13 protein-coding genes are annotated in these 11,212 nt (G+C 42.7%); all 13 read right to left on the minus strand.

Annotated elements, in window-relative coordinates; genetic code table 11:
• Window positions 1–58: 58 nt before the first annotated feature.
• The 13 genes from psr to HT729_RS00920 all read right to left on the minus strand — a co-directional run bounded on the left by psr (window position 59) and on the right by HT729_RS00920 (window position 11,070).
• Window positions 59–1,333, minus strand: a complete 1,275-nt coding sequence (psr, locus tag HT729_RS00860; RefSeq protein ID WP_000032344.1) for a polyisoprenyl-teichoic acid--peptidoglycan teichoic acid transferase Psr — start codon at window positions 1,331–1,333, stop codon at window positions 59–61.
• Entirely contained in the window at window positions 1,330–2,178 is an 849-nt protein-coding gene (gene pheA / locus HT729_RS00865) for a prephenate dehydratase (RefSeq protein WP_000686437.1), read from the minus strand. The genes psr and pheA overlap by 4 nt, the downstream gene beginning before the upstream one ends.
• Window positions 2,175–2,651 carry a shikimate kinase gene (locus HT729_RS00870; RefSeq protein WP_001151365.1) on the minus strand — a complete coding sequence of 159 codons (477 nt, stop codon included), beginning with the start codon at window positions 2,649–2,651 and terminating at the stop codon, window positions 2,175–2,177. The genes pheA and HT729_RS00870 overlap by 4 nt, the downstream gene beginning before the upstream one ends.
• Window positions 2,644–3,927 (minus strand): 3-phosphoshikimate 1-carboxyvinyltransferase, encoded by a 1,284-nt coding sequence (gene aroA, locus HT729_RS00875; protein ID WP_000769893.1) that lies wholly within the window; start codon window positions 3,925–3,927, stop codon window positions 2,644–2,646. Before aroA ends, HT729_RS00870 begins: the two co-directional genes overlap by 8 nt.
• Window positions 3,928–4,017: 90 nt before the next feature.
• Window positions 4,018–4,356, minus strand: coding sequence for a YlbF/YmcA family competence regulator (locus tag HT729_RS00880; RefSeq protein ID WP_000065969.1), 339 nt, complete (start codon window positions 4,354–4,356; stop codon window positions 4,018–4,020).
• A gap of 53 nt (window positions 4,357–4,409) precedes the next feature.
• A complete protein-coding gene (locus HT729_RS00885; protein WP_000421417.1) occupies window positions 4,410–4,697 on the minus strand; it encodes a hypothetical protein in 288 nt (95 codons plus the stop codon).
• 156 nt (window positions 4,698–4,853) lie between these two features.
• Window positions 4,854–5,003 carry a hypothetical protein gene (locus tag HT729_RS00890; RefSeq protein WP_001124152.1) on the minus strand — a complete coding sequence of 50 codons (150 nt, stop codon included), beginning with the start codon at window positions 5,001–5,003 and terminating at the stop codon, window positions 4,854–4,856.
• Between the two features lie 10 nt (window positions 5,004–5,013).
• On the minus strand, window positions 5,014–6,117 hold the full coding sequence (locus HT729_RS00895; RefSeq protein WP_001140489.1) for a prephenate dehydrogenase: 1,104 nt from the start codon (window positions 6,115–6,117) through the stop codon (window positions 5,014–5,016).
• 9 nt (window positions 6,118–6,126) lie between these two features.
• A complete protein-coding gene (gene aroC, locus HT729_RS00900) occupies window positions 6,127–7,293 on the minus strand; it encodes a chorismate synthase (protein ID WP_001269877.1) in 1,167 nt (388 codons plus the stop codon).
• Window positions 7,294–7,302: 9 nt separating this feature from the next.
• On the minus strand, window positions 7,303–8,370 hold the full coding sequence (aroB, locus tag HT729_RS00905) for a 3-dehydroquinate synthase (RefSeq protein WP_000702126.1): 1,068 nt from the start codon (window positions 8,368–8,370) through the stop codon (window positions 7,303–7,305).
• A gap of 18 nt (window positions 8,371–8,388) precedes the next feature.
• A complete protein-coding gene (locus HT729_RS00910) occupies window positions 8,389–9,243 on the minus strand; it encodes a shikimate dehydrogenase (RefSeq protein WP_000762494.1) in 855 nt (284 codons plus the stop codon).
• Window positions 9,233–9,910, minus strand: coding sequence for a type I 3-dehydroquinate dehydratase (gene aroD, locus HT729_RS00915; RefSeq protein ID WP_000767767.1), 678 nt, complete (start codon window positions 9,908–9,910; stop codon window positions 9,233–9,235). Before aroD ends, HT729_RS00910 begins: the two co-directional genes overlap by 11 nt.
• Complete coding sequence (locus HT729_RS00920) at window positions 9,907–11,070, minus strand: class I SAM-dependent rRNA methyltransferase (RefSeq protein WP_172926116.1); 1,164 nt, start codon at window positions 11,068–11,070, stop codon at window positions 9,907–9,909. Before HT729_RS00920 ends, aroD begins: the two co-directional genes overlap by 4 nt.
• Window positions 11,071–11,212 lie beyond the last annotated feature (142 nt).

Here is an 11,212-nt window from a genome sequence, read left to right on the forward strand (position 1 = left end):
TTTTAGCAGCCTGCGGCTAGCTTCCTAGTTTGCACTTTAATTTTCATTGAGTATTATCTTATCTCAAGCCCATTTGAGCGAGCTTGGTTTGATATTTGTTTTGATCAACCAGCAAGCCCAAGCCTCCATAAACATCATAGGCATCTACCCAGTCACCCAGTTCTGGAATCGTCAATTTTTCAATACCATTTTTTGCTCCATCCAAAACAGATAAACCGTTTGTTAGGAGGAAAGTATAGGGTACGTTGGTTGAGGTCATAGCAAAAACCTTTCCAAGAGCTTCAGAACCAGTGAAAAGTTTAGTGGGATCTTTAATTTGCTCTAAAATTGCTGTTAAAACTTGTTGCTGTCTTTTTGTACGGCCGTAATCCGCCTCATCATCATCACGGAAACGAGCATAATTGAGCAGGGTCGAGCCATTCATCTGCTGTTTTCCGACTTTAATGGTTTGGGTTGGAGACTCAGTCTCGGTAGCATATAAATCATCTCCGACTGTAGCTTCTGTTAGGGGACGCCCATTCAATGTTGAAAATTGAGCATCAATCGTCACCCCATCAGGGAAAAGCGTGTCAATCGCTGTGGCAAAGGCCTGGAAATCAACCAAGGCGTAGTACTTAATGTCCAAGTCAAAATTATCTTTCAAGACTTGGCGAACCATTTCTGCCCCTTTTTGCCCCTCTTGTTCTCCTAACTCGTAGGCTACGTTTAACTTGTTATCTGTCTGTTTTCTACCATTAATCACTTGACTATAACCATCTATATAGACCAAATTATCACGCATGAAACTGACTAGCTTCATTTTCTTATCTGAGCCCCCGACATTTAATACCATAATAGAGTCAGTTCGTGTCTCAACACTATTTTGACCGATTCGACCGTCTGTCCCCATGATCAAAATATTAACTCCATCTCTAGTGTCCTGACCATTAAAGACTTGAACCTGTGCTGCCTTAGCATCAGCAGTTTTCTTTGCGCTAGCATCTTGGTAACCACGCAAAAACATGAATACCATGGCCAAAGCCACACAGACCAAAAGTGAAAAAATCACCATAAAAATTCGTTTAAGACGGAGCTTCCGTCTTTTCTTTTTTGGAGGGAAAGAGAGTGCTTGTGATTTGGATTGTGAGCGACTCCGGTTCGCATAGCTTGGTAAGTCAACCTGCTCTTCTCTTTCTTGTTCCAAGCTAGAGCTACTATTTCCCCTAGCAAGAGTTAGCTTTTCTTGCAAATAGGCAAACTCATTTTTTTCTCTCTCATTGAGATAATGAATATTTTTTAGCAAATAATCATAACGCAACTGCTCATGATGACTTAAGGGATTTTCTTTACTCATCTTCTCTCCTTTCCATGGTCTGATATTGGATAAATAGGATAGGCACCCAGAATTTTATACTGGATTCCAATCGCTTCTAATTCTTTTTGGGCAAAGTGGACCAAGTCCTTATCGGTATAATCCACATCGATAATGAAAAAGTATTCACCCAGTGCTGTCTTGAGTGGACGACTTTCAATTTTTGTCAAGTCAATTCCTCGCCAAGCAAAGGTCGACAGGGCCTTATAAAGTGCACCTGGAAGGTTGTCAGGTAATGTCAAGGCCAAACTCATCTTTTCAGTTTGTGCTTGCAAGGGAATAGAAGGCTTTTCAGCTCCTAGAACCCAGAAACGTGTGAAATTGGCTTCCATTTCCTGAATATCCTCGGCAATCAGTTCCAATCCATATTCTTCAGCAGAACTTCTAGGTGCAACTGCTGCAAAGGGCTGGTCTGGATGTTCGGAAATAAAACGGGCCGCATAAGCTGTACTAGCTGTTACCTCGATTTGAGCCTCTGGATATTGTTCATCGATGAATTTCTTTCCTTGAGCCAAGGCCTGTGGATGTGAAAAAATCTTTTCAATCTTAGTATGGCCTGGAACCACCATCAACTGCTGATGAATAGGCTGAACGATTTCTGCTACTGCTTGGATGTGAGCCTGATGAAAAAGATAGTCCAAGGTTTCATGAACACTACCCTCAATAGAGTTTTCAACTGGCACCACAGAATAGTCCACTAATCCTTGCTCATAAGCCTTGATGACATCTGTAATGTTGGCAAAAGCCTGCAATTCCTCATTAGGAAAAGCTGTCTGCACAACATGGTGTGAAAATGATCCCTTGGGACCTAGATAAGCAATTTTCATCTTAGTTCCTCTATAATTTCCTCCGGACTTAGCTTGGTCACATCCAAAATCCGACTAGCCACTTCCTCATACCAAACCTGTCTTTCTTGGAAAATAGCTGCAAGTTCTTCCTTGCTATTATTTAGAAAAAGCGGGCGCTGATTATCCTTATCAGCTGCGATACGTTGGTAGAGGGTTTCAAAATCTGCTTTCAGGTAGATGTTATCTGTATTAGTCTTGAGTAAGTCACGATTTCTCTGAGAAATAACCACTCCTCCTCCAGTTGACACGACTTGGTCTGTTTGTAGTAAATTAGCTAGGACTTCTGACTCTACCTGACGAAAGGCCGCTTCGCCCTTTTCCGCGAAAAATTCCGCAATGGACATACCTAAACGCTTCTCTATCAGAGCATCCATATCAAGGTAGTCTGGGTCTAAACCTCTTGCAATAGTCGATTTGCCAGCACCCATAAAGCCTAGTAACACCTTAGCCATGAGTCAAGTTCTCCAAATCATCAAAGAAGCTAGGATAGCTGGTATTGATGGCTTCTGCCCGATCAAGTTCCACTTCTCCATCTGCAACCAAGAGAGCTGCGATGGCTGTCATCATGCCAATTCGGTGGTCTCCAAACGTATTGACTCTAGCACCGTAAAGAGCGGATTTTCCTTTGATAATCATTCCATCTGCTGTAGGTGTGATATCTGCTCCCATACTATTCAGGGCGTCTGCCACCACCTGAATGCGGTCTGTTTCCTTGACCTTAAGTTCCTCAGCATCCTTGATAACTGTTACACCTTGGGCTTGGGTCGCAAGTAGAGCGATAATGGGCAATTCATCAATCAAACGTGGAATCAAGGCACCGCCAATCTCTGTTCCTTTCAAGTCTGAAGACTCAACAGTCAAGGTAGCAGATTTAGCGACTGGGTCAATTTCAGTCATTTCCAATTTTCCACCCATGGCGCGAATGACATCAATAATACCGGTGCGCGTTTCGTTGATACCCACATTCTGCAGCACTAGACGAGAGTTTGGAACAATCAAACCTGCGACTAACCAAAAGGCTGCACTGGAAATATCTCCTGGTACGACCACCTTCTGTCCTGTCAATTTTTGTGGCCCTTGGACTGTGATTTTCTTGCCCTCCACACTTAAATGGCCACCAAATTGTTGCAACATATCTTCAGTATGATTACGGGTGCACTCTTTTTCGATAATCACTGACTCCCCCTGAGCCTGCAAGGCCGCAAAGATCAAGGCTGACTTGACTTGGGCAGAGGCAATTGGCAACTCATACTGAATAGGTCTTAGGGTTTTCGTCCCTTTTAAGTGAAGAGGAGGCAGGTCTCGCTCAGTTTGTCCCGAAATGCTAACGCCCATTTTTTTCAGAGGAATCGTCACACGATCCATAGGACGTTTGGAAAGACTGTCGTCTCCAAACATTTCTACTTCAAAATCTGCACCTGCAAGGACACCTGAAATCAGGCGAATCGAGGTACCAGAATTTCCCATATCAAGGGCATTTTGCGGAGCTTTTAAGCCTTCCATACCCACACCTTGAATGGTAATAACCCCATCTTTGTCCTCAATTTCAACACCAAGGTCACGAAAAACCTGCATGGTCGAAAGAACGTCTTCACCTCGCAGAATATCATAAACCTTGGTCTCACCCTCAGCCAAACTTCCAAAGATAATGGAACGGTGGCTGATAGACTTGTCACCTGGAACGCGGATACTGCCATGTAAGTGGCGAATGTTTGTTTTTAGTTTCATACTGGACCTCATACTTGCAATACTTTTACCTATTTTATCATAAAAAGCCAGAAATTCCTTAAAAATTCTGACTTTAGGATAGTTCTTTTCTTATTTTAGCAATTCTGAAACTGGTTCGAAAACAATTTTTTCAATGTCAGAAAGGTAAATGGCCAATTGTTGTTGCTTAGTAAAGAATTCTGACAAGAGGCTGTTCCCTTGAATCTGTTTACCAAAGCCTTCCATTTTCGCTTGGAAGGATGCGTCTGGCATTTGCCCTGTCTGGGCTAGTCTTTGAATTTCTTCTTGGAAGGCAACATATTCTGTAAAGATTTTACTTGCCTCAGCATCTGCTGCAATCGCATCTTTAGCTGCTTTAACAGCCTTGTATTCTGGTAATTCGCGTAAACCGCGACTGAGTTCGTTTGCACTATCGTAAATATTTGACATGATTTTCTCCTTATTCATTTCTTTTTAAATTACTAGTCACTCTGTGGTCTTTATTATTGTGCAATCACTTTTATATGACCTCTTGAATGTCCATTGCTTAATTCCTTATCTGGTATATACTCTATCTTCAAAGTTCCTAAATTAGAACCTGTTTTTATTTCATTTGACATAAGATTATCAAAATAGTTCTCTATCTCATCATCAGATAAGGATGATTCAATCGATTTAACAATATCATGAAATACTTCTTTCATTCCTGCAACACCAGATTCACTATTTTCATTTGTCTGATTTATTGTTACATTGATTTTATCAGTATCATTTGCATGTAAAAGCTCCAAGTAGTATCCGTAGCTTGATGCGAAATATTTACTTTTATATTTTATTTTTATATTTCCTTTTTTGATATTTTCTAATGGGCTATTAGAATTTTGATTATAGCTATTGATAAACTCATTAATAATTCTATCGTCTACATACTTTGAATTGGTTTTCTCTTAACTTATTTCCTTGTTGGATGGTTCATTTTTTGTCTCAACACTGGCTTCTGAAGTAGTTTTCACATCTTTTTTAACAGCGTAAGCTCTAAGTAAGATAAAAGAAATAAAGATAACACCAAATATGAATTTAAGCTCTATTTTAGGCATATTTTTCTCCTTATTTGATGACGACTGTGTGGTCGGTATTTTCTGTTATGAGATGCTCGGCTCTTTCCAAGTCTTGAGCATTTTTAAATGAAATTTGTAGGATTCCGTGAATATCTTCACGATTTTCCTCGTTGATGTGGATGTTAACCAAGGAAGTTCCACGTAGCAGTTCCAAAATCCGCAGGATGACATCTTCTTCATCAGGAACGTCAACATAGAGGTCGTAAGAGCTATCCACACCACCACGCTTATGGATTTCCATGGTCTGGCGTTGTTCACGCGCTTGGTTAAAAAAATTCCAAATTTGCTCTTCATCCCCCTTACTAATGGCCTGACCAATCGCTTCCAAACGTTCCTTAAAATCCTCAATTCGGTCTAGAATAGTCTCACGATTGGACAAGAGAATAGAGGTCCACATACCCGGCTCGCTTTCCGCAATTCGGGTCATATCTCGAAAACCACCGGCCGCAAAGCGCCTTACCATCTCATGTTCTTGAGCATAGACCGCAGTCTGCTCCATGAGACTAGAAGCCAGAATATGAGGGAAATGGCTAATCTGAGAAGTCACACAATCATGCTCCTGGGCATCAATCTCGATAAAACGAGCATGAAGACCTGAAAGCAGATCCTTCATTTCCTTAAGCGTGTCCTGACTTGTCAGCCTCGAAGGTGTGAAGATATAATAGGCGTTTTCAAAAAGATTGACATCCGCAGAAGCTGCCCCTGTCTTGTGACTACCAGCCATGGGATGGGCCCCGACAAAGCGAACAGACTTGCCAGCCAAATACTGCTCCGCCGCATCCACAATGGCTGACTTGGTCGAACCAGCATCTGAAATAATGACCCCTTCTTTCAAGTTCAAACCTGCCAACTCCTGTATAAAAGCAATGGTCTGCTTGATTGGCAAGGTCAAAATGATGACATCAGCCAGAGGAGCAAAACTGGCAAAATCATCCGTTGCTCGGTCAATCATGCCTTCTTTCAAGGCAATATCTCTCGAAGCTTGACTGCGATTATACCCTAAAATTTCATAATCTGGATGATCGCGTTTGATACCAAGTGCCATAGAGGCTCCAATCAAACCAAGACCTGCGATATAGATTGTTTTTGCCATAGGAACTCCTTAATAGTTCTTTGTATAATCTCGGTGTTGGGCTACCGCTTCTTTTAATTCCTCTAGATTGTCTGATGAGAATTTTTCAAGGATTTCTTGTGCCAGAACCGTTGCCACAACGGCTTCCATAACCACTCCTGCTGCTGGAAGAGCGGTCGGATCACTTCTTTCGACTGTTGCCTTGTAGGGTTCATGGGTTTCGATATCCACACTCATAAGTGGTTTGTAGAGAGTAGGGATGGGCTTCATCACGCCGCGAACAACGATGGGTTGCCCATTAGTCATACCACCTTCAAAGCCACCTAGATTATTGGTACGGCGGGTATAACCGTCTTCTTTAGACCAGAGAATTTCATCCATGACTTGGCTGCCTTTACGATAACCAGCTTCAAATCCAAGACCAAATTCCACCCCTTTAAAAGCATTGATAGAAACAATTGCTTGGGCCAATCTTGCATCCAATTTTCTGTCCCATTGGACATAGGAACCAAGACCAACTGGAACACCTCCAACGACTGTCTCCACAACCCCACCGATGGTATCACCGTCACGTTTGATTTGGTCAATGTAATCCTTGATTTCCTGTTCCCGTTCTTGGTTGACAATAGAAACGTCAGACTGGGCAGCTCGTTTCTTAATCTCAGCAACTGTGAGATTCTCAGGAACATCGATTTCCTTGCCACCAAAAACCACGACATGATTAGCAATCTCCATACCCAGCTCAGCCAAGAGGCGTTTGGCCACTGCCCCCACTGCTACCCGCATGGTGGTTTCACGAGCTGATGAACGCTCCAAAGAATTTCTTAAATCATCAAAACGGTACTTGATGCCCCCAACCAAGTCAGCGTGACCTGGACGAGGATGGGTGATTTTTCGTTTGCTTTTAAGGCGGTCTTCAATGTCCTCTGCAGACATGATGTCCAGCCATTTCTGGTGGTCCTTATTGACGACATCCATGGTAATAGGCGCCCCTGTCGTCTTCCCGTGGCGAACGCCCGAAGTAAAGATAACTTGGTCGCTCTCAATTTTCATACGACCACCGCGGCCGTAGCCACCCTGACGGCGTTTAAGGTCGCCATTGATATCCTCAGCTGTCAAAGGAAGCCCAGCTGGAATTCCCTCAATGATAGCTGTCAGACGGGGGCCGTGTGATTCTCCTGCAGTTAAATATCTCATACACTCTCCTTATTTTACCAAGTAGTCTTTCATCTCTTCCAGAGAAACTGGGTGAATGGTCGCTGAACCAAGCTCTGGCACCAAGACCAATTTCAAGATGTTGCCACGCGCTTTCTTGTCATGAGTCAAAGCCTGATAAAGCTTGTCAACATCCCAGTTTTCATAGTCAACAGGCAAGCCAAATTTCTGACACATAGCTGTAATGGACTGAGTTATTCCTTCTGGCATAAGGCCTTTTTCCTCAGCCACCTTGGAAATCTGCACCATTCCCATGGCAACAGCTTCACCATGCATGACTTTCCCATACCCAGCCGTCGCTTCAATGGCATGACCAATGGTGTGGCCAAAATTGAGGTAAAGGCGAACACCATTGTCCAACTCATCCTCAACTACCATCTTGCGCTTGACCTGACAAGAATGTTCAATCAAGGTCTCTGCATGTTCCAGAATGCTCTCAACAGAACCATCCAGCTCCGTCAAAAGAGCCCACAGTTCTGGATCCTCAATCAAGCCATACTTGATGACCTCCCCCATCCCTTCAATCAACTCTCTTTTTCCAAGCGTTTCAAGGACAAGCGGGTCAATCAGAACCCCATCTGGTTGGGCAAAGGTACCCACCATATTCTTAGCAAATGGAGTGTTAACGCCTGTCTTTCCACCGATAGACGAATCCACCTGGGCAGTTAAACTGGTCGGAATCTGAACAAAGTGAATACCCCGCATATAGGTAGAGGCTACAAAACCAGCCAGGTCCCCAACGACACCACCGCCGAGAGCCACGATTCCATCGCTACGAGTCAACCCCTGCTTAACTAGAAATTCATATACTTTCTGAACAGTAGTTAAATTCTTTCTTTCTTCCCCTTCTAAAAAGTCAAAAACAGCTACCTGAAAACCAGCATCTTCTAGGCTGAGTTTGACCTTCTCAGCATAAAGAGAAGCTACATGGTTGTCTGTTACGATGAGCACTTTTTGTGGTTGCCATAGTTCTCGCAACCATTGACCAGCCTGAGCCAGACAACCTTTTTCAATCTGAATATCATAAGGATGATGAGGAATATCGATTCTGATTTTCATAGGAGAGTCTCCCTTTCTTTATTGGTATTTTTCTGTTAAAGACTGCCAAATCTCTTCTGTCGGCATTTCCTTGCCTGTCCACAGTTGAAAAGCTTCTGCAGCTTGATAGAGCAACATTCCCAGACCATTGACTGCTGGATTGCCCTGACTTCTAGCCCATTTCAAAAATGGCGTTTCAAAGGGTTGGTAAATGATATCTGCGACCAAGAGAGTCTCTGTCAGATTGATGTTTTCTGGAACTGGGGATGATTGACCATCCATGCCCACACTAGTCGCATTGACCAGTAAGCCCGAATCGGCAATCCTTGCTTGCAGTTCCGAAACATCTTCTAAAGCATACAAGTCCACTTTAAAGCCTGTCTGCTCCTGTAACTTGTCTAGGTGAGGTCTTGTTTTTTCCATAGAAACGGAACGAACAAAGACCGAAATCTGACTGACACCATCCAAAATGGCTTGCGCTATAATGGACTTGGCCGCACCACCTGCACCCAGCAGGGTCATCTTCTTACCTGTAATTGTAAAAGAAGGCAAACTCTTAAAGAATCCCTTGCCATCTGTATTATATCCAATCAAATTCCCATTCTCATTGACAACCGTATTGACCGCACCAATCAAGCGCGCCTCATCGCTCAGCCCGTCCAAATAAGGAATCACCTGCTCCTTATAGGGCATGGACAGATTGATGCCAAACATCTGGTAGCGACAAATATTGGCTACTGTTTCTGCCAAATCACTCGCTTCAATCTCCCAAGCAACATAAACACCATTGGTAGCTGTCGCCTCAAAGGCCCTATTGTGGATGAAGGGAGAAATAGAATGTTTAATAGGATTGGCAACAACTGCAGCTAAACGTGTATAGCCATCAAGCTTCATCCAAAATCTCCCTGATTTTTTTCATGCTAGCTAGAGAAATCTGACCAGGGGCACTAGCCTCATCCAGACTGGCAAAAGACCAACTCGAACCAGTCACATCCGCAGTGATACGAGAAACCTTGCCCACCTTACCCATAGAAATAGTTACATATTCCTGCTCAGGATTGAGGGTTTTAAAGCCCCGTGTATAGTTCATCAAGTCTAGCACATCCTGCTCCGTATGAGCCATCACCGCAACCTTGACAAGTTTTGGATTTAGGCTCGTCAACTCTGACAAGATTTCCATCATATTTTCAGGTGTTTCTTGGAAATTGTGGTAACTCAAAACGAGATTTGGGAAGTCCAGCATTTCCTCAAAAACATCCTTGTAGCTATAGTACTCAAAATCAATATAGTCTGGTTGATAGAGTTGCACCACTTCCTTGATTAAATGGATATATTCTTCTGAAGAAAGGTCAATTTCTCCCCCTTCAGAGCGAGTTCGTAGCGTGAAAACCAACTCACGACCTGCGAATTTTTCAAAAATAGCTGGAGCCACCTGCAAAATCGCTTCTTTAGGCAGATAGTCGGCACGCCATTCAATGATGTCGGCATCCAGGTACCTCGTGGCATCCAGAGCCTGGGCCTCCTCTAAACTTCTTGGCATTACTGAAACGATCAATTTCATTTACTAACCTTCATACTAATCACCTTGAGGTAATTACTACTTTCATCTTTTTTATTATAGGCGAAATCTGCTGGAAGACCGTATTTATTTAAAATCTGGTAACTTATTCCTGCAAAGCCTTTATCAATTTGTTCTGTAAATTTCTGACGGGAAACATTGGCAGCATTGGTACTGGCAATAATAATACCGCCCGGATTTAAAATCTCAAGACTCTGGGAAATCAACTTGTGATAATCCTTGGCCACAGAGAACGTTTGTTTTTTGTTCCGAGCAAAGCTAGGCGGATCTAGGACAATCACATCGTAGGTCAAGCCTTTTCGTTTGGCATATTTGAAATATTCAAAGACATCCATGACTATAAAACGATGGTCGTCTGTGCTGATTCCATTTGCCTGAAAATGCGCTTGAGACAATTCTCGTGAACGTTTAGCTAGGTCAACCGAAGTTGTCTGGCTAGCTCCTCCCATGGCTGCAGCTACTGAAAAAGCTGCTGTATAAGAAAACATATTGAGCAAGGATTTACTCATAGCTAAGCCATCCACTAAACTACCGCGAACTTCATGCTGGTCTAGGAAAATCCCTGTCATCAAGCCATCATTCATAAAGACTTGATAGAGGGCACCATTTTCCAAAACAGTGAAAAATTCAGGTGCTTCTTGACCATAAACATGGGCAGATTCATAGTCCAAACCCTTAAAGCGGATCTTCTCATAGGTCCCTAAGACCTCAGGAAAAACCTGTCTAAAAGCTTCTGATATAACCTTGCGAATCTGATAAACATAAGAGTTATACCAAGAAAAGACAGCATAGTCGCCATAAAGGTCCACTGTCAGACCGCCAAAGCCATCTCCCTCTTGGTTGAAGAGACGAAAGGCAGTTGTCAATTCATCTTGATAGTAGGCACTTCTCTTTTCTTTGGCTTGTCTAAACAGCATTTCAAAGAAAGCTTGATTGAAGGTGATCTTGTCTTTACTGATAAACCAACCCAATCCCTTGTTTTGCTGAGAAAGGTAGGCAGTCCCAAGAAAGGTTCCTTCTTGACCCTGCACTTCTACTTCCTGATCCTTAAGATTGACATTCTCAAGATCACTGGCTTCTAGTAAAACTAGCCCCTTAGCAAGCTTCTTTTCAACCCTTTTGCTAACTCTTATTCTATTCATAACTACCATTATATCAAACTTTTAGACAATTCTCAAAAAAGAAACTACCCTTGCTTTTTTACTCTTCTTTTAAAAAATGGTATACTAATACTAATAAAAAATTAGGAAGTAAATGTGTGAAAAGCAATTTTAACAAAATCCA

The sequence above is a fragment of the Streptococcus sp. 79 genome (assembly GCF_013277425.1).
GTDB classification, from domain to species: Bacteria; Bacillota; Bacilli; order Lactobacillales; family Streptococcaceae; genus Streptococcus; species Streptococcus pseudopneumoniae.